General features: G+C 55.7%; 23 protein-coding genes. 8 read left to right on the top strand and 15 right to left on the bottom strand.

What is annotated here, in order from left to right:
• Positions 1-60: 60 nt before the first annotated feature.
• Positions 61-834: an asparagine synthase C-terminal domain-containing protein gene (locus VGK23_05220; protein HEY3419935.1), complete on the bottom strand. Its 774-nt coding sequence runs from the start codon at positions 832-834 to the stop codon at positions 61-63.
• Between the two features lie 501 nt (positions 835-1335).
• On the opposite strand from VGK23_05220, the gene VGK23_05215 reads away from it, so the two are divergent.
• Positions 1336-3783, top strand: a complete 2448-nt coding sequence (locus VGK23_05215) for a DNA topoisomerase I (GenBank protein HEY3419934.1) — start codon at positions 1336-1338, stop codon at positions 3781-3783.
• An 11-nt stretch (positions 3784-3794) separates the two neighbouring features.
• Here the strand turns inward: VGK23_05215 and VGK23_05210 are convergent, their stop codons facing one another.
• From VGK23_05210 to VGK23_05165, 10 genes are all read right to left on the bottom strand, one after another.
• A complete protein-coding gene (locus VGK23_05210; protein HEY3419933.1) occupies positions 3795-4217 on the bottom strand; it encodes a hypothetical protein in 423 nt (140 codons plus the stop codon).
• A complete protein-coding gene (locus VGK23_05205; GenBank protein HEY3419932.1) occupies positions 4214-4813 on the bottom strand; it encodes a GTP-binding protein in 600 nt (199 codons plus the stop codon). The genes VGK23_05210 and VGK23_05205 overlap by 4 nt, the downstream gene beginning before the upstream one ends.
• Before the next feature lie 166 nt (positions 4814-4979).
• Positions 4980-5282 carry a hypothetical protein gene (locus VGK23_05200; protein ID HEY3419931.1) on the bottom strand — a complete coding sequence of 101 codons (303 nt, stop codon included), beginning with the start codon at positions 5280-5282 and terminating at the stop codon, positions 4980-4982.
• A gap of 383 nt (positions 5283-5665) precedes the next feature.
• The gene (locus VGK23_05195; protein HEY3419930.1) at positions 5666-6106 is read right to left on the bottom strand and encodes an Lrp/AsnC family transcriptional regulator; all 441 of its coding nucleotides are present in this window, start codon (positions 6104-6106) and stop codon (positions 5666-5668) included.
• Positions 6107-6186: 80 nt separating this feature from the next.
• Positions 6187-6609 (bottom strand): OsmC family protein, encoded by a 423-nt coding sequence (locus tag VGK23_05190; protein HEY3419929.1) that lies wholly within the window; start codon positions 6607-6609, stop codon positions 6187-6189.
• 4 nt (positions 6610-6613) lie between these two features.
• On the bottom strand, positions 6614-7807 hold the full coding sequence (locus VGK23_05185) for a nicotinate phosphoribosyltransferase (protein HEY3419928.1): 1194 nt from the start codon (positions 7805-7807) through the stop codon (positions 6614-6616).
• 83 nt (positions 7808-7890) lie between these two features.
• On the bottom strand, positions 7891-9168 hold the full coding sequence (eno, locus tag VGK23_05180; GenBank protein ID HEY3419927.1) for a phosphopyruvate hydratase: 1278 nt from the start codon (positions 9166-9168) through the stop codon (positions 7891-7893).
• 48 nt (positions 9169-9216) lie between these two features.
• Complete coding sequence (locus VGK23_05175) at positions 9217-10191, bottom strand: DUF835 domain-containing protein (protein HEY3419926.1); 975 nt, start codon at positions 10189-10191, stop codon at positions 9217-9219.
• Positions 10192-10355: 164 nt separating this feature from the next.
• Positions 10356-10505, bottom strand: a complete 150-nt coding sequence (locus VGK23_05170) for a 50S ribosomal protein L40e (GenBank protein ID HEY3419925.1) — start codon at positions 10503-10505, stop codon at positions 10356-10358.
• Between the two features lie 64 nt (positions 10506-10569).
• Positions 10570-11538 carry a replication factor C small subunit gene (locus tag VGK23_05165; protein HEY3419924.1) on the bottom strand — a complete coding sequence of 323 codons (969 nt, stop codon included), beginning with the start codon at positions 11536-11538 and terminating at the stop codon, positions 10570-10572.
• 165 nt (positions 11539-11703) lie between these two features.
• Between VGK23_05165 and VGK23_05160 the strand changes: the two genes are divergently transcribed.
• The gene (locus tag VGK23_05160) at positions 11704-12636 is read left to right on the top strand and encodes a TIGR00269 family protein (protein HEY3419923.1); all 933 of its coding nucleotides are present in this window, start codon (positions 11704-11706) and stop codon (positions 12634-12636) included.
• 27 nt (positions 12637-12663) lie between these two features.
• On the opposite strand, the gene glyA is transcribed toward VGK23_05160, so the two are convergent.
• Both glyA and VGK23_05150 read right to left on the bottom strand, forming a co-directional pair.
• Positions 12664-13941: a serine hydroxymethyltransferase gene (gene glyA / locus VGK23_05155; GenBank protein ID HEY3419922.1), complete on the bottom strand. Its 1278-nt coding sequence runs from the start codon at positions 13939-13941 to the stop codon at positions 12664-12666.
• 91 nt (positions 13942-14032) lie between these two features.
• Positions 14033-15073 (bottom strand): bifunctional phosphoglucose/phosphomannose isomerase, encoded by a 1041-nt coding sequence (locus VGK23_05150; protein ID HEY3419921.1) that lies wholly within the window; start codon positions 15071-15073, stop codon positions 14033-14035.
• A gap of 161 nt (positions 15074-15234) precedes the next feature.
• Between VGK23_05150 and ribB the strand changes: the two genes are divergently transcribed.
• The 5 genes from ribB (at position 15235) to VGK23_05125 (ending at position 17844) form a co-directional block, all read left to right on the top strand.
• Positions 15235-15942: a 3,4-dihydroxy-2-butanone-4-phosphate synthase gene (gene ribB, locus VGK23_05145; GenBank protein ID HEY3419920.1), complete on the top strand. Its 708-nt coding sequence runs from the start codon at positions 15235-15237 to the stop codon at positions 15940-15942.
• Positions 15939-16391, top strand: coding sequence for an adenylyltransferase/cytidyltransferase family protein (locus VGK23_05140; protein ID HEY3419919.1), 453 nt, complete (start codon positions 15939-15941; stop codon positions 16389-16391). The genes ribB and VGK23_05140 overlap by 4 nt, the downstream gene beginning before the upstream one ends.
• Entirely contained in the window at positions 16388-16858 is a 471-nt protein-coding gene (gene ribC, locus VGK23_05135) for a riboflavin synthase (protein ID HEY3419918.1), read from the top strand. Before VGK23_05140 ends, ribC begins: the two co-directional genes overlap by 4 nt.
• Positions 16859-16860: 2 nt before the next feature.
• On the top strand, positions 16861-17274 hold the full coding sequence (gene ribH / locus VGK23_05130; protein HEY3419917.1) for a 6,7-dimethyl-8-ribityllumazine synthase: 414 nt from the start codon (positions 16861-16863) through the stop codon (positions 17272-17274).
• A gap of 255 nt (positions 17275-17529) precedes the next feature.
• Positions 17530-17844 carry a hypothetical protein gene (locus tag VGK23_05125; protein HEY3419916.1) on the top strand — a complete coding sequence of 105 codons (315 nt, stop codon included), beginning with the start codon at positions 17530-17532 and terminating at the stop codon, positions 17842-17844.
• A gap of 141 nt (positions 17845-17985) precedes the next feature.
• Here VGK23_05125 and VGK23_05120 read toward each other — a convergent pair whose 3' ends face one another.
• Positions 17986-19179: an aminotransferase class I/II-fold pyridoxal phosphate-dependent enzyme gene (locus VGK23_05120; protein HEY3419915.1), complete on the bottom strand. Its 1194-nt coding sequence runs from the start codon at positions 19177-19179 to the stop codon at positions 17986-17988.
• A gap of 160 nt (positions 19180-19339) precedes the next feature.
• On the opposite strand from VGK23_05120, the gene VGK23_05115 reads away from it, so the two are divergent.
• Positions 19340-21265, top strand: a complete 1926-nt coding sequence (locus tag VGK23_05115; GenBank protein HEY3419914.1) for a phosphoadenosine phosphosulfate reductase family protein — start codon at positions 19340-19342, stop codon at positions 21263-21265.
• A 63-nt stretch (positions 21266-21328) separates the two neighbouring features.
• Here VGK23_05115 and ftsZ read toward each other — a convergent pair whose 3' ends face one another.
• Positions 21329-22585 carry a cell division protein FtsZ gene (ftsZ, locus tag VGK23_05110; protein HEY3419913.1) on the bottom strand — a complete coding sequence of 419 codons (1257 nt, stop codon included), beginning with the start codon at positions 22583-22585 and terminating at the stop codon, positions 21329-21331.
• Between the last annotated feature and the right edge of the window lie 109 nt (positions 22586-22694).

Here is a 22694-nt window from a genome sequence, read left to right as displayed (position 1 = left end):
AAAGCCAGTCCAAGGTCTCCTGATATTCCATGCATTCAGTTACATCGGTGAAAGGCTTAATCATTGCTCTTCTGCCAGCCTGTCCACCATTTCACCCAGTGTAAGGCCGTCGCGCTTGGCCATCTTCTTCATGGCGTTCATGATGCCTGACCCGTATTGCGCGGCTTTCTTCTTCCGGTCAGCGATCGGCCCAAGTCCCAGCGCACGGCCGACATCGCGTAAGATGGCTTTGTTCTCATCGCCGCGCAATAGCATTTCCAGGGGCAGGTCGAGCGACACCTTGACCACCTCCGGGTCCAGGAACGGATGGATTAGCATCTTTCCGAACGAGTCCGCGGCCTGCTTCTCCGCACCCATACCATGGGCGATCAATGCCTCAAGGTCGTGGGACATGGTCGCCCTCATCTGAGCCTCTTCCATCGAACGATATCTGGAATATCCAGCATATAGCTCGTCCGCCCCCTGGCCGCATAAAAGCAGGTCCTCCGCCGCCACACCGAGAATCAGATAGAGAGGCATCTCGAAGGAGAGCGTCAGGGGTGAGGACCCGAAGAATGGCACCATGCCTTTGATGGCCTGACGGATCTCCTCCTCGCCCACGACCACCCCGACCCAATCCAGGCCGAGCCCCTCCGCCGTGCTCTTGGCCACGGTCAGATCGCTCGCGCCTTCCACGCCCACGGTGTACAGGGATGGACTGGAATGTCGGGCCGCCAGAGCTGCGACCACACTGCTGTCGATGCCTCCAGAGAAAAGAACGCCGGTATTTCCGGTGAATATCCTGTCCCGCACCGCCTCATCCAATGTTCCCAGCAATAGGTCTATCCGGTTCACACCCGAAAGGAAGGCACTCGGCCCTATTTCACCTCTGCCATGACAGCCAAGAGAGATTTTTGACCGATCACTATTCGACATGTGAGCACGATGAAAACGTGACCAGGATCCGAGTATCTGTTGGCCGGAACCTCTGGTGATGTGCTACCAACCGATCGCGGGAAGAGTCACAAGGTCTGTCCGATGGATTATTGATCTTTATTCAAGAGGAACAGGTCAAGTATGACGATACTGGAATATTCGGCACGCTGATCTTGATCTTGGAGAGAATGAACGGCACGATGCGCCCGGAACCAGGGCATTATTCGACCACCGGAAGTGCAAGATCATCACCATCATGGAACACCTCCATTTGAAGAGTCGAAGGGCACCACCACATGTGAAACGCTGATCTAAAAATGACCTGCTGATATGCGCTGTCCAGCAATGGCGGAATCACAGGAAAAGCGCAGCCAGTATACCATACTTTCTTATAAGAGATACCTTGTTTGTGCGCTTCGGATGAAAATACTAGTAATCTCTGAGAAGTCGAACGCTGCCGCCAGGATTTCTTACATTCTTTCCAACGCTTCGACCAAGAGGAAGAATATGGGCGGCGTCCAGGTATTCGAGTTCAACAGAGAAGGGGACGAATATTGGGTCGTAGGTCTCCGCGGTCATATCATAGAGATAGATTACCCCGATGAATACAACGACTGGAACGCAGTCGATCCCAAGAAACTGGTCTATGCCGTCCCGGAAAAACGGGTCATGGCCAAGAATATCATCGGCATCCTGACGGACCTGGGCAAGATCGCAGACCAGATCATCATCGCGACCGACTACGACCGGGAAGGTGAGCTCATCGGTCTGGAAACGGTTCACCTGTTGGGGGTGGACATGGCAAAGGTCAAGCGGTCCAAGTTCTCTGCCTTCACCAAGGTCGAGATCGAGAACGCGTTCAGCAACCTGACCGATCCCGACGAGAAGCTTGCCAAGGCGGCTGAATCGAGACAGTACATAGACCTCGCGTGGGGAGCGGCGCTGACCCGTTTCATATCCTTGAACTCCGGCCAGGTCGGGTCCAACTTCCTTTCCGTCGGGCGGGTCCAGAGCCCTACTTTGTCGCTCATCGTGGACCGGCACCGGGAGATCACCAACTTTGTCCCAGAGCCATACTGGAACGTCACAGCCAATTTCTTCAAAGAGACCGCATTCGGCGGCGTCCATCAGAAGAACCCGTTCAAGTCGGAGGCTGACGCGAACGCCGCGTTGGCAAAGGTCAAAGACGCAAAATCGGGAAAGGTGGAGAAGTTCGATAAGAAGGAGAAGGACGAGTACCCTCCCGCCCCGTTCAACACCACCATGATGATGGCTGAGGCCAACAAGATGGGAATCTCGCCTTCGATGGCGATGAAGCTGGCCGAGGACCTCTATACATCTGGTTACATATCATATCCTAGGACGGACAACACCGTCTATCCCCGGTCTCTGTCACTTAAGACCATTTTGGAGAAGCTCAAGGAATCTCCGTTCAAGTCGGAGGCAGAGGAGATACTCAGACAGGAATCGATACGCCCGTCGAGAGGCAGGATCGAGACCACTGACCACCCTCCGATCTACCCGACCGAGGCGGCCTCCCCGGACAAGGTCAAGGGCGAGAAATGGAAGCTCTATGAGCTTATAGTTCGCCGTTTCTTCGCCACTGTCGCGCCTGCGGCCAAGTCCGAGGGGATCGACGTGACGATCAACGTTGAGGGCGAACCTTTCGACAGCAAGGGGTACCGGATCCTGTTCGAGGGATGGAGAAAATACTACCCCTATTGGAGGGTCTCGGAGGTCCTCCTCCCAGCCATGGTCCCAGGCACCGAGGTCGAGGCCAAGGGCTTCGACGTGGAACGCAAGGAGACCCAACCGCCGCGACGATACTCTCAAGGCACTTTGCTCCAGGAGATGGAAAAACTCGGCCTGGGCACAAAGTCCACCAGGCATGATATCATCCAGAAGCTCTACGACCGCAAGTACGCGGTGGGCAACGACCTCATCCCCACACAGTCAGGTATCGCCGTTGCCAGTGCGCTGGAGAAACACGCCAAGATCGTCACCGAGAGCAAGATGACCGCCCATTTGGAGCAGGACATGGAGGACATAGCCAATGGCAGCACAACGTTGCCAGAGGTGGTCGAGGAATCCCAGGACATGCTCTCTGACATCCTGGAGGTCATGGACAAGAACAAACTGGACATCGGGGATGAGATAAAGCAGGCACTGCATGAGCAGAGCTTCATCGGTCTCTGTCCGGCTTGCGGCGGGAACCTGAGGGTGCTGCGGAGCAGGAAGGGCTCCGAGTTCATCGGTTGCTCAGGATATCCAGAATGCAAGAAGGCATTTCCCAAGCCAAGAGGTGCGCTGGTCCAGACGACCGACCAGATCTGCGACCTCTGCAAACTTCCCAAGGTTAGGGTCATTCGCAGGGGCAGCCCTCCGGCGGTCATATGCATCGACCCGGAGTGCGAGAGCAACCGGGACACCACCACAGTAGGCCAATGCCCGGATTGCGGCAAGGATCTAAGGATCCTCTATTCACGGTTCGGCAAGAGGTTCATAGGCTGTTCCGGATACCCGAACTGCAAACGGACATATCCATTGCCCCAGCTCGGCACCGTCTATTCTACCGGTGCCAAGTGCGAGGTGTGCGGCGCCCCTGTCATGGGCGTCAAGGGCGCCCGGTCATGGCAGTTCTGCGCGAACATGGAGTGCACTTCCAACAAGCGTGCGAAGAAGGAAGGGGAAGAGACCAAGAAGGCAACGGCCAAGAAGTCAGCCAAGAAAGCGGCGAAGAAGGCACCTGCGAAGAAGAAGGCTGCCATTCCAGGCGAGGAATCTCCCGCCAAGAAGGTCGCCGCCAAGAAAACAACGAAGAAGGCAGCGGCTAAGAAAAAGGCAGTCCCGGAAAACAAGCCTGAGTGACCCTGAGCTCTTCAGTGCCTGTGATCTGAGCAGGCATCATGATCGTGCTCGTCCAGGTCTTCGACCGTGACCCTGGAGACGTCACCGAAGCCAGTGATCGCCGCCTTTTCGACGATGTCCTCGATCGTCCGCTTGTCCAGGCCGTATTGCAGAACGTTCACCACGATCTCCAGTCTGTCCGATGACACGTCGAATGAGCCGGTACAGCGAGGTTTTCCATCTGGTGTGGTCACCGAACAGGCGATATACTTTCCTGTACCGACCTCTGCTATGCACTTGATATGACCGATCAGCCGGGTCCCGGCCTTGACACAATCCAACGCGATCCGGGACATCAGCGATTCGACCATCCTCTGCATTTCGGCCGGGTCAACGCCCAGCTTGAAGGCCACATGGACCTTGGCGGCGCAGGCCGAGAAATCTTCCGCCATCATACGCCCACCATCGCTTGCACGACCTGATCGAGGTTCTCACCGGTGGCCGCTGATATTTGGATCGTTCTTTTCCTTATCCCCAGCTCTTCGAGACTGGTCCTGACCACCTGTACCGCCTCCGGGCCAGACTCGTCGATCTTGTTGATTACGATGAGGTCAGCGGCGTTGAGCTGGTTCTTGAGCGGGACCGTCAGCGCCCTGAGGATAAGCGGGAACCTGACCGCATCGACCACCACAAAGATACGTATCGGGTCGACCTTCGGCCCCCGATACATCTTCATTGTGTCGACGATATTTGCGGGATCGGCTATGCCAGTGGGCTCTACCAGGATCAGGTCCGGCCTGAAGTTGCTGGCGACGGTGTTGACCGTTTCCAGGAAGTCCGATCCCAAAGTGCAACAGATACAACCGCTAGGCATATCCTGGACATTCAGACCGTATTTTTTCATAACGGCCCCGTCGATCCCGATCTTGCCAAAATCATTGACGATGATCACCACCTTCTTCTTAGTGGTCTCGATATATTTTCCAATCGTCGCCAAGATCATGGTGGTCTTGCCAGAACCTAGAAAACCCGATACGACTAACATGTCCATAATGGATAGCTCCCAATAGGTTACCGGGTCGGTTGCTATCCGATGAGGCGTATATAAAGGTAAGGCGATTTGGACCCAGGGACCCGAATTGAAGTCGATGGTCTCCCCCGGTAGCCATATCAGGTTTAGAACAGACTAGTTCTGGACTATTGTTTTCGAGGATGGGTCACCACTCTTCATCCTCTTTTATCCCGGTGAAGGCGATTTCCTCTTCCTCTTTCTCTCGGGCGATGCGGGCGTTTCTGCATTTTCTGCATTCGACCGTCTTCCCAAGCTTGTGCTTGATGCCCACCATCGATCGGTCAAGCTCGGTCACTGCCCCGCATGAACATAGAATGCGTGAGGTCTCAACATGCTCCACCATGAGCATCTCGGACGGCTCAGCACCTCGAATCCTACATCTAGTGGTGGCCATGAGATCATCCCTTCTCCCGAGGATCCCGAATTTTGGTTCGATCTTATCAGCCACATGACCGAACACAGCTTCCGCTAGTTGAACGTTATACAACCTATCCCTCCCCACTCAGAAATAAACCTCAGCCGTCCGCTTCGCCCACAAGCTACTGGACTGCAGGAAATATTGGTTATGTCCCGAGTGAAAAGCACTAACACTTCTGAGTGTATTAAACGTTTCGCACCTCATTTTTCGTTGTATGCCAGATGTCTGACGGACCGTTTTTTACCGACCATAAGGCAAGGGCGTTAAGGTCTTGCCGGACATGCTGAAAAAGCCTCTGTTCACCATCGAATGGCATCTCCTTATTGCGAGTTCCGTTTTATGTCTTGAAGAGATATATTGTCGGTTACGTCATATGTCTTGGCAGCGGAAGTGGCAGACACTTTTTTTCGGTCCTACTCATCTTTTACGGTTGCGAAGCAAGCACAGGTAAGGGTCTTGCCCACACCGTCCATCTGCCTTATCTTATCGATGACCAGGGAGCCGATGCTCTCCATCGATTGACCTCTAACCTTCATGAGGATATCGTGCTCGCCGGAGATCAGGTGCACCTCGTGCACCCCGTCCAAGGCGGCGATCTTCTGTGCCAGCTCCCTTTGGGACATCTTGTTGTTGGGAAGGAAGGACATTAGGATGAAGGCGGTGATCGGTTCCCCCAGCTTAGAAAAGTCCGGGACCACAGTGAATCCTTTGATGATCCCTTTCTCGGACATCCTCCTGATCCTTTCGTGTACGGTCGCCCTCGGGATCGCCAGATCCTTAGCTATCGCCTTGGTGCTGCGTCTGGCATCCTTTTGAAGCTCCCTAAGGATAGATTTGTCCTTCTCGTCTAGCATGAATCAGTATCAAAAATGTGGCTGTTAAGGGTTTTCCTTTCAACCATCGATGGTCTGAAGAGATGAGCTTGGATTAAGAATCATGGAGGTGAGATGATCTCGACGTCCACGGGTATGCCTGCCTTCACGCTTTGCGATACGATGCAGAAGTCCTCGAAGATCTCCTGGCAGAGTTTCAGCTTGGTAGGGTCGGACAGTATCGGATGGAGAATGACCTGGATGTGGGTTATTCTCAGGCGGCCATGGTCGTTCCTCTCCATCTTGCTGAAGACCTCGGCGCTTATGGACAGCATTTCGGTGTGCGTCCTCCTTACGCAGAAGGAAAGGCTTTCGCACAGGCAGTTGCCGACAGCCGCTGCCAGGAACTTGCCGGCATTGGGATATAGCCCACTGCCCAGCGGTTTTGGCTCGTCCATGAATATCTCTTGTGCGCTGTTCATGTCGATGCGGAACCGGTAACCTTCCACCATCTCCATGCTGACCTTGAACGTCTCCTCTTCCATTTTCTCACTTCCCCAGTTCCATGCGTTCGATCTGCTTCATGACCCTTGACCGGATCTCCTTGGGATGAGGATGGCCACAGACCCTTTTCCCCTTCTCCAGCAGTTTCACCTCTGCCAACGTCATATCTTGGTTGCAGTGGGGGCATACTGGGACCTCGTCCTGTGAACGGGTTACTCCGAACTCGAAGCAATTCTCGCATCTGAATGCGAACTTGCGGCCTCCGAACTTGCCTCGTTTCGCCACGTTCTTACCCTCCTTCTCCACGATGTCCATGGCAAAGTCGACGGTCGGGGCATTGCTGATGCTCGTGCCCACTCCGAAACCGTCCGCGCCCGCCTTGGACAGTTCGCCGATGGTGCTGTCACACAGCCCCCCGGAAACGATGATCTTGACACCTTGATATCCTCTGGAGTCCATCTCCCAGCGGACCTCTCGGATGATGTCGGCGAAATTTCCGCGCCTCGATCCGGGTGTGTCGAGCCTGACCGCGAACAGGTCCTTGACCGTCTCACAGGCCATGATGGCCTCGAACTTCTCATCACAGTAGGTATCGACCAGCGCCACCCGAGGCACGTCCCGTTCCACGATGTCATCGAAGGCCTTGAAGGCTTTCCGCTGGTCACCGATCATGATGACAAGTGCGTGGGGCATCGTCCCGGAGGGTTCCTGCTCCACCGTTTCGCCCCCGATGACGGATGAAACCGCGTCGCATCCACCGATGTACGAGGAACGGTCGATGACCGGTGCGATCGCCGGATGCATGCGGCGAACGCCAAACGACAGGACCGTTTTGCCTTCGGCGGCGATCTTGCACCGGGCGGACATGGTCGCCACCCCGCTGGAGAAGCACATGAAACCCAGCGCAGGCGTTTCCAGCGGGCAATATTCGCCATAGGGGCCTTCCAGCTTCATGACCGGTACCTTTATTCCATCATAGCTGCGGGAGCGGAATATCGTCCCTTCCGGTATGCCCACCAGGTCGACGTTCTTGCCCTCGAAGAGCCGTATGACCTCCTCAGAACCGCAGAACACCCCCCATGGCCAGGAATCCGGGAGCGATGCCACTGTGAATTCCGATAGCGTGTCGACGCCGAGCAGGCCCTGTTGTTTGAGGACCTCCATGGTCCTCTCGAAATATATGTCAGTCGTCCTGCCCTCGGCAATGTCCTGGTCAGAAGCCCCGAAGAACCTACCCAATATCCCGCCTCCCGGAAGGCAACGATATCTGACTAAAGAAATGTTCTGGCAGAAAAATGGGAATAATGGTTTGGAGGCCCGCCCTATTGGGACCTGAACGCCTGGACCCCGGCGAACTTGGCCTTCTGTCCCAGCGCTTCCTCGATGCGCACCAGGCGGTTGTACTTGCAGGTCCTCTCGGCCCGGCACGGCGCTCCGGTCTTGATCTGCCCGCAACCGATGGCCACCGCGATGTCGGCGATGGTGGTGTCCTCGCTCTCGCCGGATCGATGGGATACCATGACGTTATACCTGTTCTTGAACGCGAAATCGGATGCTTCGAGCGCTTCCGTGATCGTTCCCACCTGGTTGACCTTGAGCAGGAGAGCGTTACCCGCCCCCATTGGCACCGCTTTCCGCAGCATCCTCACATTGGTGACGAACAGGTCGTCGCCCACGATCTGCAGCTTCTTCCCCACGTCCTTGGTCAGCTGGGCGAAGGTATCGAAGGCCTCCTCGTCGAAAGGGTCCTCCAGGCTAACGATCGGATAGTCCTTCAGGAGGTCCTCGTAGAAACCGACCATCTGACCTGGGTCCAGACGGACGCCGTCTATCACGTATTCGCCATCCTCGAAGAACTCGCTTGCCGCCGGGTCCATGGCCAAGGAGACATCCCTGCCCGGAACATAATCGGCCTTCTCGATGGCCTTGACGAGAGTGTCCAGCGCCTCCCTGACGGTGTTCATCGGGGGAGCGAAACCTCCCTCATCGCCAACGTTGATGGCGCCGACACCGTACGCATCCTTCAGCACTGATTTGAGTGCCTGGTAGACCTCGGCCCCATAGCGCAGCGATTCGGCGAAGGTCTTGGCCCCAACCGGCGATATCATGAATTCCTGGGGACGAAGATTGCCGCCAGCATGTTTGCCGCCGTTGATCACGTTCATTGACGGGACCGGCAACACATGACTTCCCTTACCCAAGTGCTCATGCAGCGGCACTCCCTTCACGATGGCCCCGGTCCTGGCGCAGGCGAACGAGACCGCCGTGGTGGCATTGCCCCCTAGCCGGGATTTGTTCTCCGTGCCGTCCAGAGCGATCATGGCCAGATCGATCGCCTTGAGGTCGGTGACATCCATGCCGACCAATACCGGGGCAATGATCTTCCGGATGTTTTCCACCGCTTTGAGGACGCCTTTGCCCCCATATCTGGGACCGCCGTCCCTGAACTCCACGGCCTCGTGCGTTCCGGTCGACGCACCTGATGGTGCTATGGCGCTGACCGTAACGGTCGGCGTGCTAACCTCAGCCTCAACGGTCGGATTGCCTCGGGAATCAAGGACCTCTCTGGCCCAAACCTTGGTGATCTTATGATCGGACATCGGGACCTACTCCTCGTCAGGAACTGACCCCGAAGCATGGTAGATTACCTATTTAGGTTTCGCTTGGTCCTCGGCGGTGGTATCGATGATCTCCATGTTGCGCTCAAGAAGGGCCATCTCCCTCACGCTCAAGGTGCGTGGATCGACGGAGATGATCAGGGTGGACTTGTATTCCATGACCGCTTCGACGATGTGGTGCATCATCCTCAGCACCTTCTCGAAGTCGTTGTTCACGATCAGGAACTCTATCCCGTCGATGATAACAACCGACTCACCGGACTTTTCCACGAAACGTATGATCGTATCAGACAAGATCCCGATGTTGGTCGGGTTGACATAGACCTTGCCCAGCTGGTTCGACAGCCAGATGATGGGGGTCTTTTCTATCTTCCAAGTGGTCCTGATGGTGGTCGGATGCTGCCGGGTCACGCAGAGACCTTGGATGTTATGGGTGACCTGATCGACGAATATCTCGAAGGATTTCTCAGGTTTGGATTCCTTGACCACGTACCCGAATCCTTTCCTGAGCTCGTATTGTTTGGCCGAGCGCTTGGCCTTCTCCATACCGGCCGGCGGCGTGCGCGTCGGGATGATCTTTGAGAACATCTTGTACAGGCCGCTCTGCTTCTTCACCTCAGGCTCGATGACGATCTGAGACGGGGTCTCCAGCACCGCTTTCAGCCGTTCGATGAGCTCCAGGTTGTTGAAGGGTTTGCGAATGTAGCCTGACACCACATCCTGCAATCCGAAAATGTCCGTTCCGATCTCGGTGGTGGCGGTCAGCATCATCACCTTTAGCTTATCGGTCGCACCCACCTCCTTCAGCTTTCTAAGTACGGTCCATCCGTCCATGTCCGGCATGTTGATGTCCAACAGGACCAGGTCGGGTTGCTCTGACGCCACCTTATCAAGGCAGTCCTTGCCTCCAGTGGCTGTGATCGGGATGTAGCCGGCCGAAGAAACCAGCTCCGAGACTATTTCCTGAATTGCCGGATTGTCATCGACTATCAGGACCTTCTTCACAGCATCACCACTGCAAGTATCATGCAATCCAATGAGATTGAATTGAACGCTAAAAACTTATCCTCTGAATAATCGACACGGATAAACCATAAGGATAAGCTTGCGGCCGGGCATCTGACCGACCGTAAAAATTCGAAAATGGAAAAACGGTTGACGAAAGGCGTTTACGCCTTTCTCGATTCCTTGGCCTTGAGGCGAAGGTGATCGTATCCGCATTTCCTGCACCGGGTGGCCCGGGGGGCGTTCCTCGCGTAGCAGTTCATGCAGACCATCTTGTTAAGAAGCCTAGCATCAGCTTCCTTGAATCGTGCCATATGAGTCCTCTCCGCCTTGAAACATAGAAGGAATATAAAAACGTTGGCAACGCCGGAACCTTTCCTAGCGTTCGCCCCGCAATTTATCCCCCGCCACGACCAGGTGCGCCAAGAGGGATTCCAGCTGGATCCGTTCGTTGGAACCCTCGACGATGCGGAACTCTATCTCTCCGGTCTTGTCTATGAGCATCACCTTGTCATAGTCCGGTATGCTGAGGTCGAAGAACGAGCGGTGGATCTGCTTGATGATGTCCTCGCCGCTCAGCCCGTAGGTGAGCAATATCTCATCCAGCTTGTTCCTGGCACCGACGAAATCGCCAGAAAGCGCGGTCTCGATCATGGCCAGGACCTCGTCCGGCCGGGCATTCCCGGTGGTCTGGTAGACGACCTCGAGGGTGACCTCGGTGCCGATCGCCGCTGCCACCTGCAATGCGTTGATGGACTTCCTCATGTCCCCCTCGCCCACGTGGACCACGGCGTCCAGCGCCTCCTCGGTGATGGGGACGTTCTCTGCCTTGGCGATGTGCCTGAGCTGCTCTTTGACGTCCTCCGCCTTGAGCGGCTTGAACCGGAAGACGGCGCAACGGGACTGGATCGGCTCGATGATCTTCGATGAATAGTTGCACGATAGAACGAAACGGCAGTTGGCCGAGTACTTCTCCATCGTCCTTCTCAACGCCGCCTGCGCGTCTGACGTGAGCGCATCCGCCTCGTCCAGGAAGATGATCTTGAACGAAGAGCCGCCGATGGCCGCGGTCCGCGCGAAATCCTTTATCTTGCCCCGGACAACGTCTATTCCCCTCTCGTCGGATGCGTTGAGCTCCACGAAATTATCCCTCCAGCTATCCTTGAAGAGCTCTCGGGCCAAAGCCAGCGCGGATGTGGTCTTGCCAGTGCCGGCGGGACCGGCGAACATGAGATGGGGCAGGTTCCCGGACCGAGCGTAAGAGCGCAGCCTTTCCACGATCTGGCTCTGCCCGACGATGTCATCCAGCGTCTTGGGGCGGTACTTCTCGATCCATATCTCGTTCATGGCAACCGATTCCTGCTAATGACAGCGGCCATGAAAATACTTTGGGTAGGGTCGGCGCAAGTGGCCCTTAGCATGCCTCGGCCCTCTGACCAAGAATAACCCAATGACGCAATTGAAGAAGGAATCCACGAACAAGATTATTAACCGGACCGCCTCTGAGCGTTCGTGGTTCGCTGCTCGAAATGTTCCGCTGAGGCGGTGACATACATACGGTACAATGGGAACAGCCTATGCCCCCTGCACTTCACGGAATATGTGGATAGGCGGATCAAGAAAGAGATCAGATCGCAGCTGGAGATAGGTCGAGGTAAGCATATCGCGGTCGCCATCTCTGGAGGAAAGGACAGTTCGGTAACGCTGCACACCATGGCCAAGATTCTGGGAGATCGGCGGGATATCAGGCTGAGCGCCTTCACGGTGGATGAGGGCATAGTCAGCTACCGTCCGGCCACCATAAGAAAGGTCATCGAGTTGACGGATAGGCTGGGGATCGAGCACCACATGATAAGATTCCAGGATGAGGTCGGGACGACCATGGACGAACTTGCCCCGATATCTCAGGACCAATCCCCCTGTTCCTACTGCGGGGTGTTCCGCCGCCGTTGCATGAACAAGGCGGCCAAGGAGCTGGGGGCGGACATCGTCGCCACCGGTCATAACCTGGACGATACCGCGCAGAGCGTGCTGATGAACTTCATGCGCGGCGACGTCGAGAGGCTTGCCCGGCTCGGCCCCCATCTGAGGGTCCAACCCGGCCTGGTTCCGCGCATCGAACCGCTGCGGCTGATCCCCGAGAAAGAATCCTACCTCTATGCCCTGATCAACGGCATCGAGTTCTCGGAGGACGAATGTCCCTATGCGGGGGGAGCGCTCCGGAACGACTACCGGGCAATGATCGATGAGATGGAGCATAAACATCCAGGAACCAAGTTCTCGATCGTGGCCAGCTATGACGCCATCCGTCCGATGCTGAAGGACCGGTTCCCAGCTTCCGCTCTAGGACTTTGCCGATGCGGGGAGCCCACATGCAATGAACGGTGCATGGCCTGCGAGATGGTCGATAGGGCTAGAAAAGCTCTGGAAAATAAAAGTGGGTAAAAGGTTTGGAAAGGATATTCAGCGAGCTCAGACCAGCTCGTGGAACTTGTACGCCTCTTCTCCTTCGCTCAGGCAATAGCGGATCTTGGTGAAGTTCTTCTTCAGCGCCTTGACGTCCTGCTTTACAACCTGGGGATTTTCCTTCTTCACCACGACGCGGTGGATGAGCTTGGCGACCTCCTTCATCTCGCCCTCCTTCATGCCCACCCGGGTCAGCTCCTGGGTTCCGAGGCGGATACCGCTGGGGCGTATCGACGATTCGTCGCCGGGGAGCATGTTCTTGTTGCAGATGAGGTTGGCTGCTTCCATGTCTTTAGAGGCTTGGTCCCCTCCGCCATGGGCGCCGACGTTCACCGCAATGGTGTGGGACGCGGTGAAGCCCTTGTGCTCACAGAGAACGTCGAAACCTAACTCGTACATCGCCTGGCCGAGGGCCTTAGCATTTTTGCAGATCTGGGCTGCGTACTGCTGCCCGTAGATCTCCCACTCGGCGAGGGTGACGGCCAGGGCGGCCATCTCGTGCAGGTGGTGCGACGATGTCACACCGGGGAATACTGCCTTGTTCAGCTTCTTCTCCATCTCGTCGGTCACGTTGTCAGCGAGCAAGACCCCATGGTTCGGTCCGGGAAAGGTCTTGTGGGTGGAAGCGGAGATCAGGTGAGCCCCCTCATGCAACGGGTCCTGGAACTGTCCGCCGGCGATTAGGCCAAGCACGTGGGCAGCGTCGTACCAAACGGTGCATCCTACTTCGTCAAAAGTGTCCTTCAGCTCCTTGAGAGGGATCGGGAAAAGGAACAGTGACATGCCGAACTGGGCCACCTTCGGCCGGGTCTGTTCGATGACCTTCCTGGCCCCATCGATGTCAATGACCATGTCCTTGGTGTTGAACGGATAAGTGACCGTGTTCACGCCGCGGAACCCGGTGGCCCCGAACTTGGCGGTGGAGATATGCGCCCCATTGTCCAGCGAGGCGGTGGTTATGGTGTCGCCTGGCTCGGTCAAGGCGAACAACGCCGCCATGTTGGCCACGGTGCCCGAGATGGGCCTGACGTCGGCGAACTTGCACTTGAATATCCGCTGTGCCAGCTCCATGCACCTGATCTCGACCTTGTCGACGTAGATGTTACCCCGGTAGTACCTCTTTCCCGGCATGCCCTCCGCGTAGCGGTCGTGGAAATCGGAAATCATCATTTCTTTGGCCAATGGGCTCATCAGGTTCTCCGAGGCGATCATCGGGATACACTCCTCGAACCACTTGTTGTGCTCCTTGACCTGTTCAATAATCCAGTATGCATCTTCCTTCATGCGGAGTCCCATGGGGACATTCATGAACGTTTAAAAAAAGGTATTGCTGATGGATGTCAGGCATATTTCTGGATTTATGCTCGACACCAGCTCAGGTGCTGATGCGCCTTTTGAACTCTCCAATGACATCGACTGGGGTCGGGTCCACCCCGCTTAACAGCGCCATATAATAACTGATCATGTCTCCCAGTATCAGCCCGTAGACGAGGTTCTCGATCAGGGTCTTTCCCTCGAGTTGAACAACGATCGGGTCCAATCCTCTTTCGTTGAACATTTGGATGCTGACCATTGTCATCTTTTTGACTGTGGGCTCCAGTGCACTGGGGACCACAAAGACCGGTTTCAGATTGTTGACCCCGTTCCCGCTTAGCCATCCCACCATCTGGTTATGGTTCATCTCCGGGATCTCTCCCGAGAAAGCGACCACCTTCGCATTCTCACATATCTGGTTCTGCCAGCGTACGCCTACGCTGCGGATCGAACGTGGACAGTATACTGCGGGTACCTTTCCATCGAGAGCCAAAGCGATCTTCTTGGCCGCGTTCGTTGAAGTGGTCATGCCTGGCGCCAGCCTTTCCTGAGTGGACTGGGCGAACTGGATAACCTCGCCCAGAGCCCCGGCTGGAGCGCACGCCCCGGCTGCCTGCAGAATGACCGCCACCGATCCAAGGAGGTATCCCAGAGCTGCCCTCGGCTGAATACCGGAGGGAACCTGGATGAATGGGATGCCGTTCTCCTTTGCTTTCTTGAGCAATTCCCCGCCGGAGGAGACGGATACTACCTTCAACCCTCTGGAGAGCGCGTCCTGGAAGACGTCCAGGGCCTCCTTGGTGTTTCCTGAATAGCTGATCACGACCACCAGAGTCTGGCTATTCACCCAGTTGGGAAGCGACACGCTACGGACCACGGTCACGTGCTTGTCGCTGATGGGGGCCAAATAGTCGATAAGGATATCACCGCACATTGCCGATCCGCCGATTCCGCATAGACATATGTTACTTATGTCCGACAAAGGCGCGACCTTGTAACCGATGGCCTCTTTGATGTTATTGACAAAGCCATTGATCTGGGACAACATGTCCAAACGGTCCCAGACGGGATAATTTTGGAGGTCGTCAAGCTTCTCTACCATGGGACCGAATTCATTTACTCGTACTATAAGCCTTTTAGCGCGTTTACCTGTAAATCAACCCTCTATCCAAAATATTGGGGTCCTGAAATGCGTCTAACCATTCCGATTGTACTTACACAACGAATAATATCATTCCTTCGATTCGTATCGACGGGAGAAAAATGAAAAGCACTGTGGAAGAGGCGTTAAAGGACCTGCGCGCCGGCAAGATCGTGCTGGTCTTCGATTCAGATGACCGTGAGCGGGAGACCGACATGGTCGTGGCATCGGAATTCGTAACGCCAGGCGTTATCATGCAGATGCGCAAGGAGGCAGGGGGACTTATCTGCACCGCCGCCCACAACGATATAAAGGAGAGGTTCGACCTTCCCTTCCTGGTCGACGTCTTCTCCTGTTCCGCCAAGGCGCACCCGGTGATGGACCTTCTGTCGCCGACTGACATCCCTTACGATACCAAGTCCGCCTTCTCGATCACGATCAACCATAGGGCCACCTTTACCGGGATCACCGATACGGACCGGGCCCTGACGATCTCTGAGTTCGCCAAGCTGGCGAAGAGGACAAAAGGAATGTCCACCGAACAGGCCAGGGCTGAGTTCGGCAGGATGTTCAGGGCACCCGGTCACGTCCATCTCCTCAATGCCAGCAAGGAATTGCTGGTCACACGTTTCGGTCACACCGAGCTTTCGACCGTACTGTTGGTGATGACCGGGCTGATACCGTCAGCGACGGTCTGTGAAATGATGGGCGACGACGGCCATGCTCTGTCCAAAGAGAAGGCAAAGGAATATGCCGAAAAGAACGACCTGTGCTTCCTTGAAGGACGCCAAATCATCGATTCCTGGAAGAAATGGGAGAAGCCTAAATGACCAGAGTGATGGCCACAGGCGTTTTTGATATATTGCACACAGGTCATCTAAGATACCTCGAGGAGGCGAAATTGCTCGGGGATGAACTGATCGTGGTCGTAGCCACTGATGCCACGGTCAGGAAACAGAAGCACGAACCGATCACACCGGAGAAGATGCGGCTCGAATTGGTTCAGGCATTGAAGCCGGTCGATCATGCATTCCTCGGGAAGGAAGGCGATATGTTCGATATCGTGAGGGAGGTGTCTCCGGACATCATCGTTTTGGGATACGACCAAGCCTTCGACGAGAAGAAGCTGGAGAAAGAGCTTGCCGAAAGGGGCCTGAGAGCAAGAGTGGTCCGCCTCTCGAAATATGGCGAGGACCTAAATGGCACCAGAAAGATCATCAAGAAGATAATCGACTGGTATACCGTAAACAAGAGGTCCGACGAGGAGGGAAGAAATTGAAACTGATCGGGGTGGTGGACACGATGTTCGCCCGTTTGGATATGGGAGGTGCGGCCATCGATGAGCTCAAGGGAATGGGCACCGGTTTCAAGGTCATCCGCAGGACGGTACCGGGCATTAAGGACCTGCCGGTTGAGGCCAAGAAGCTCATCGAAGAGGAGAAGTGCGATATCGTCATTGCATTGGGAATGCCCGGTGCCCAGGCCATAGACAAACAATGTGCGCATGAGGCATCGACCGGCCTGATCGCTGCCCAGCTGATGACGAACAGGCACATCATCGAAGTGTTCGTGCACGAGGGGGAGGCAACCGACGAGAAAGAACTGGCATTCCTTCTCGAGCATCGGTCAAGGGACCATGCCAGAAACGCGTACAACATGCTGTTCAAGCCAGAGGCATTGATCGCTCAGGCAGGTATGGGCAGAAGGCAGGGATATGCGAGCGTGGGCTCGCTCAAGGAGAGATGAAGATGAACAAGTACAACATAGGAATAGTGGTCTCGGAATTCAACTTTGACATAACCCAAATGATGCTGGAAAGGGCAAAATCGCATGCCGAGTTCCTGGAAGTGAACGTAGTGAAGGTCATCAAGGTCCCAGGCGTCTTCGACATGCCGCTGGCCATCAAAAAGATGTGCCTGGACAAGGGCATCGATGCGATTGTCACTCTCGGATGCGTAATTGAGGGGGAGACGGAGCATGACGACATCGTCATCGCAAACGCCGCCAGAAAGATCGCCGACCTCTCGGTCGAATACGGCAAGCCAATAGCGCTAGGCATCACCGGTCCGGGCATGACCAGGTTGCAGGCGGAGGACCGCATCGAGAAGGGACGCGACGCGGTCGAGAGCGTCGTCAAGATGCTGAAGAGACTGGAGGACTAAGACCGTTCTTCATCCCCTCCCTCAGGACCTTTGAGGGAGTGGTATATCCTTCCTTTGAGATATTTTCAAACCTAATTTTTACACATCAATCGTCAATATTTCATAATTTTAGTAATTAATTTGCCATTGGATATTATATAAATATAATACAAATCTTGTTAATAATTAATCCGACTCAAATAATCGAACGTAAACGAAATTCCATGGATGTACGTTCGATGTGGTCTGTCGGATCAGGAATATGGAGGTAAGACAATGTTAGTAATGCAGGTGACAAAACATCCAGCCGACCTATGTCCAGCACATAACCCGAAATATCGGGAATTGACCTTGAAGTGGTATGAGAACGTGGGACCGATCACCGCAAAGTACGGTATAAAATTTGTCGGTTCCTGGGATGACCATATGGCCCACAAGGTCTTTGCTCTATATGACACACCGAGCATGGACGTCCTGATGAAGTGCATGATGGAACCGGAAATGATGGGGCCATTGGCCTTCTGTGTTGGACGAGTCTTCCCGGTCCTGGACCACCAACAGACCCTAGACCTGATAAAGAATGCAAAGTAGTGAGTGCTCGGGCACTCCGTTTTTTTCTATTCACCCAGTTCTCTGCTATGACATCATCAACATGCTCTGAGATTAACTAATAAAAAGTGTGGAAAAGGTCAATCCTTCGTCGCAACAGACGAAGGAAGTGGAATTGGCTGTTCACGCCACCTTGTTCATGTAGTCCTCGAGCTGGTCGAATGCCTTTCCAAGGATCTCCCGGTCCGGCAGGAATACCGCTCTGAAGTGGCCCTTTCCGTAGATCGGACAGAACCCGGAGCCGGGAACGAACAGGACGTGTGCGTTGTTCAGCACATCGAGCACGAACTCCTTGTCGGTCTTCCATCTCTTCGACTCGATCTTGGGGAATATGTAGAACGCTCCCTGGGGCTTCTTGGTGCTTATGCCGGGGATCTCGTTGAACCGCTTATAGGCGAAGTTGCGCCGATCCTCCAGCTTGTCCATCATTCCCTTGAGATGGTCCTTCGGGTGCCTCATCGATTCGATGACCGCCATCTGACATGGGGCATTGGCGCTGAGCCTCAGACGGAGCTGCTTGTTGACAGCTTCCTTGATCTCCTTCAGTTCGCCGGTCGGGTCGCGGAACACGGAATAACCAAGTCTCCATCCTGGCAGCAGGTCCACCTTGGAGAACCCGTTGACCAGGATCATCGGTACGTCCGGCGCGAGCGTGGCGGGGGAATGGTGCACTCCGCCGTCATAGGTCATCAGGTCGTAGATCTCATCCGACACCATGAACAGGTTATATTCTCCTGCCAGGTCGGCCATCTGCTTCAGGACCTTGTCCGAGTATAGGGCGCCGGTCGGGTTGTTCGGGTTGATGGCGACGATGTACTTCGTGCGTGGCGTGATCTTCTTTCTCAGGTCATCGATGTCCGGCTGCCAGTTCTCTTCTTCGATGGTGCGGTAGGATACCGGCACTCCGCCGAAGAACTTGGTGAACTCGACGTAGGATGGGTAGCTCGGTCCGGGAGCAAGGACCTCATCGCCGGACTCGATGGTCGCGGCGGTGATCATCTGGATCGACTCGGTAACACCGTTAGTGACGATCACGTCGGTCTCATCGATATCGATCAGGTTCTTCTTTCGCTCCTTTTCGACGATGGCACGCCTCAATTCGAGATTGCCTTCCGACTCCTCATAACCGTTATCGCATTTTTCCACGGCAGCGCAGAGGGCGTCCCTTACGTGCTTCGGGGTCCTAAAATCGAACTTATTTGGATCCCCGATGTGCAGCTTCAGGACCTCGACCCCCTTCTTCTCCAGCTCTCTTGCCGGCAGAAGGATGTCGCGGATGGCGTATTCTATGCCCAGCGTGCGCTTCGTTGGCTTCATGGAAATCGAGCCTAAATTAGTGTACTACTATTTCTAGGTTCGATAATAAGTAAGGGATAGGGGTCTGGACCATCCCAGGCCTGGAAGGTGACAGTCTCCATTGCTCATCTGAGCCTATTTGAGAATACCTTAAAATATCGGTATGAGGACTCAGCGGGACATGGGCATAGTCAGGCTTGGGGAAATGCACCTCCGCTGGTGCAAACAGTGCAACGTGCCGGTCCTGGAATCCACGGAATGCGGCAATTGCCATAGTAGGACCGAGCCGGTGAGCATCACGCCGCCGGGCGACGTCAGGCCAGCCTTCGCCCATGACATCGAATTCATGCGCTCCCTGGCAGAGAGGGACTTCGGTCCCGGCTGCGGGAAGGCGTTACTGCCGGAGGGTCGGATCGTACTTCTAAACAAAGTCCCTGGGCTGGATCGGATGGAGGAGATTATCATGGATGGAACGGTCATAGCCTCTGCCAGGTACGACATCGGCTTCGGCTGGAAGATGATCCTCAGGGTGGCTGCGGCAAGGATGATGCAGAACGTCGCCTCCAAGGGAGTCGTCGTGGCCGATGACGGTGCGATCGCCCCGATCCAGAAGAGCTCGAGCCTGATGGTGCCGGGCGTGGTCTCGGCGGTGGACGGAATCAAGAAGGGCGACGAGGTCATCGTTGTCGATTCAAGGCATTTCGCTTTCGCCACCGGCACCGCCAGGATGTCCACCGAGGAGATGTCGCTGCTGGAAAAAGGAGCGGCCGTTAAGACCAGATGGGCGGACATTCCCTCGGAATACGTTCCTAGGATCGATGTCCAGGACTGGGACATGGTCTTGAGGGCGAACTCTCCGGTCATGGAACGCCGGATCTGGGACGCGATCAAGTTCATCAGGGAGACCGTGGCCGAGTTCAAGGTCCCGGCTGTCGTTTCATTCTCCGGGGGGAAGGACAGCCTGGCAACGATGCTGCTCACCAAGGATGCCGGATTGGACCTGCCATCCTTCTTCATCGACACCGGATTGGAATTCCCCGAGACCGTGCAATATGTGTACGATGTGGCCAAACAATATGACCTGGAGTTGATAGTCGAGCATGCCCCGGAACACGCGTTCTTCGGCAACCTGAACTACTTCGGGCCGCCGGGGAGGGATTTCCGTTGGTGCTGCAAGACGAACAAGCTCGGCCCGACCGTGAAAGCCATCATGGAGCATTTCCCAGACGGGGTCCTTTCATTCATAGGCCAGCGTAAATACGAGTCAGAGCAGCGGGCCGACAAGCCCCGCATCTGGCGGAACCCGTGGACGCCCGGACAGATAGGAGCCTCCCCCATCCAACATTGGACCGCACTGCACGTATGGATCTACATTTTCATGCGGAAGGCACCTTACAACCCCTGGTACGAGCATGGCCTGGACCGCATCGGCTGCTTCCTATGCCCGGCATCGGACCTGGCGGAGCTGGAACTGGTGAAAGAGGAATCGGCCCGTTCGAAAGAATGGGACACATACCTGCATAAGTACGCAGAATCGATCGGCCAGCCGAAGGAGTGGGTGGAGCTGGGCCTGTGGCGCTGGAAGCGTATTCCCGCCTCGGTCAGGGAGGAGCTGGCCCGTACCGGGATAACCATCCCGGACCGGCAGAGGAAGGAAATGGAGGAGACCGCTTCAAGGCTGTTGTCACTGAGGATGCAGGATGGCTTCTCGCCATGCGTCCTCGGTTTCAGCATCGAGGGGGCATTCTCTCGTAAGTTGGACCTGCTCAAAGTGGTGAACCTGCTCAACATGGTGGGAGAGGTCACCATCAACGAGGAGGAAGGATGGTGCTCCATCGATGGAGTGACCCTGTTCGACGAAGGCGCGCTCATCGCTAAAGGCAATGACCAAAAGGCGATAAGAGAAAAAGTGGAAAAGGTGCGCAGAGCAGTGGTCAAGGCCGAGGAATGCGTCGGTTGTGGGGTGTGCGTCGCCAGATGCAAAGAGGGTGCACTTGTACTGGAACAAGACCGGGTTCAGGTCATAGCCTCGAAATGCATCCATTGCGGCGAATGCATGGAACCCTGCCCTGCCGTCAGTTTCGGCGACACCACCTTCGATTTTTGAACGCGACCCCTTCCAAAAAGGAAGGGGAGGCGTCCAGCCGACGCAGCTCGTTCGCCCCCAGGTTCAGCGCACGAAGTCGATGTCGTCGTCGTTGCTGCGCTGCCGGGGCTGCTGATACTGCTGGGGTGCTGGGTTCGGCGCGTACTGGGGTGCAGCCCTTGGCGCCGCCTGTGTGTTCATTCCGCCCATTCCTCTCGCGTCCAGCATGTACTTGCTCTTGGCGCCGGTGACGATCAGCAGGATCTTGATGGTCCCCTCGAGCTCCGGGTCGATGGAACATCCCCATATGATGCGGGCCCTCTCGCTGACTGACTGGGTGACGATCTCGGCAGCCTTCTGGGCCTCGCCGACGGTCATGTCCGGTCCTCCGACCACACGGATCAAGGCACCCTTGGCCTGTCTCAGGTCGACCTCTCCCAGCATTGGGGAGGTGAGCGCCTCATGCACGGCCGCCTTGACGCGGTCGTCCGAGTCGTTGTTGGCCTCGCCGATGCCGACGAATGCCACTCCGCCCTCGTTCATGACGGTCTGGATATCGGCGTAGTCCAGGTTGACCAGTCCAGGCTTGGTGATGATCTCGGTCAGTCCCTTGATGGTCTGCATCAGGACCTCGTCGGCGACCTTGAAGGCCGCATCTACCGGCAGTTTCGGGACGAGCTCGAGGAGCTTGTCGTTGGGGACGACGATGGTGGTGTCGCACACCTGCCTCAGCTTGTTGAGGCCAGACAGGGCGTTCTCCATACGGACGGTGCCTTCCGCCTTGAACGGCAGGGTGACGATCCCCAATGTCAATGCCCGTATCTGCTCCTTGGCTATGCTGGCAACATAGTGTGCAGAGCCGGTACCGGTCCCTCCTCCCATACCAGCGGTGACGAAGACGATGTTCGCGCCGTTGAGGAAGTCCCTGATCTCGCTGTCGTTCTCGCGGGCGGACTCCTCTCCGACCTCCGGCCTCGCTCCTGCGCCCAGTCCTCTGGTCTTTGACTTGCCGATGAGGATCTTCTTCGGGGCGCGTATGGTCAGCAGGTGCTTGGCATCGGTGTTGATGGCGCAGAGCTGTGCTCCGCTGATGCCGGCGTCGACGCACCTGTTGATGGTATTGCAGCCGCCACCGCCGCATCCGATGATCTTGATACAGACATCCAGCTGTGCGGCAATCCTGAGGAGTTCCTCGTCGGTAGCGCTCACCTGTGGCGCTGGTGCCGGTGCTGGCTGTGGTGCCGGTTGGACCGGAGCTGCCTGTTGGTTACCTACACTTCCGTTTGCTGGCTGCTTAATTCCAGCGTTAGCTAGCGCTTCTTTTACCAATGAACTTGGCATAAGTGCATCCCTCTCCATCTGAAACGTTATTCCATAATATAAATATTGCTAGTAAAATTTTCAAACTGGGTGGCAAGAAAAGATGCGAAGTCTCGGACAGTTCCCGAAT

This window comes from Methanomassiliicoccales archaeon, from assembly GCA_036504055.1.
Classification (GTDB): Archaea; Thermoplasmatota; Thermoplasmata; order Methanomassiliicoccales; family UBA472; genus DASXVU01.
This window is presented reverse-complemented; position numbering and strand designations above follow the sequence as displayed.

Coding starts and splice junctions, on each gene's coding strand:
- VGK23_05215 (HEY3419934.1), top strand. CDS start 1,336: ATGAAAATACTAGTAATCTCTGAGAAGTCGAACGCTGCCGCCAGGATT.
- VGK23_05210 (HEY3419933.1), bottom strand. CDS start 4,217: ATGATGGCGGAAGATTTCTCGGCCTGCGCCGCCAAGGTCCATGTGGCC.
- VGK23_05205 (HEY3419932.1), bottom strand. CDS start 4,813: ATGGACATGTTAGTCGTATCGGGTTTTCTAGGTTCTGGCAAGACCACC.
- VGK23_05195 (HEY3419930.1), bottom strand. CDS start 6,106: ATGCTAGACGAGAAGGACAAATCTATCCTTAGGGAGCTTCAAAAGGAT.
- VGK23_05190 (HEY3419929.1), bottom strand. CDS start 6,609: ATGGAAGAGGAGACGTTCAAGGTCAGCATGGAGATGGTGGAAGGTTAC.
- eno (HEY3419927.1), bottom strand. CDS start 9,168: ATGTCCGATCATAAGATCACCAAGGTTTGGGCCAGAGAGGTCCTTGAT.
- VGK23_05170 (HEY3419925.1), bottom strand. CDS start 10,505: ATGGCACGATTCAAGGAAGCTGATGCTAGGCTTCTTAACAAGATGGTC.
- VGK23_05165 (HEY3419924.1), bottom strand. CDS start 11,538: ATGAACGAGATATGGATCGAGAAGTACCGCCCCAAGACGCTGGATGAC.
- glyA (HEY3419922.1), bottom strand. CDS start 13,941: ATGAAGGAAGATGCATACTGGATTATTGAACAGGTCAAGGAGCACAAC.
- VGK23_05150 (HEY3419921.1), bottom strand. CDS start 15,073: ATGGTAGAGAAGCTTGACGACCTCCAAAATTATCCCGTCTGGGACCGT.
- ribB (HEY3419920.1), top strand. CDS start 15,235: ATGAAAAGCACTGTGGAAGAGGCGTTAAAGGACCTGCGCGCCGGCAAG.
- VGK23_05140 (HEY3419919.1), top strand. CDS start 15,939: ATGACCAGAGTGATGGCCACAGGCGTTTTTGATATATTGCACACAGGT.
- ribH (HEY3419917.1), top strand. CDS start 16,861: ATGAACAAGTACAACATAGGAATAGTGGTCTCGGAATTCAACTTTGAC.
- VGK23_05125 (HEY3419916.1), top strand. CDS start 17,530: ATGTTAGTAATGCAGGTGACAAAACATCCAGCCGACCTATGTCCAGCA.
- VGK23_05120 (HEY3419915.1), bottom strand. CDS start 19,179: ATGAAGCCAACGAAGCGCACGCTGGGCATAGAATACGCCATCCGCGAC.
- VGK23_05115 (HEY3419914.1), top strand. CDS start 19,340: ATGGGCATAGTCAGGCTTGGGGAAATGCACCTCCGCTGGTGCAAACAG.
- ftsZ (HEY3419913.1), bottom strand. CDS start 22,585: ATGCCAAGTTCATTGGTAAAAGAAGCGCTAGCTAACGCTGGAATTAAG.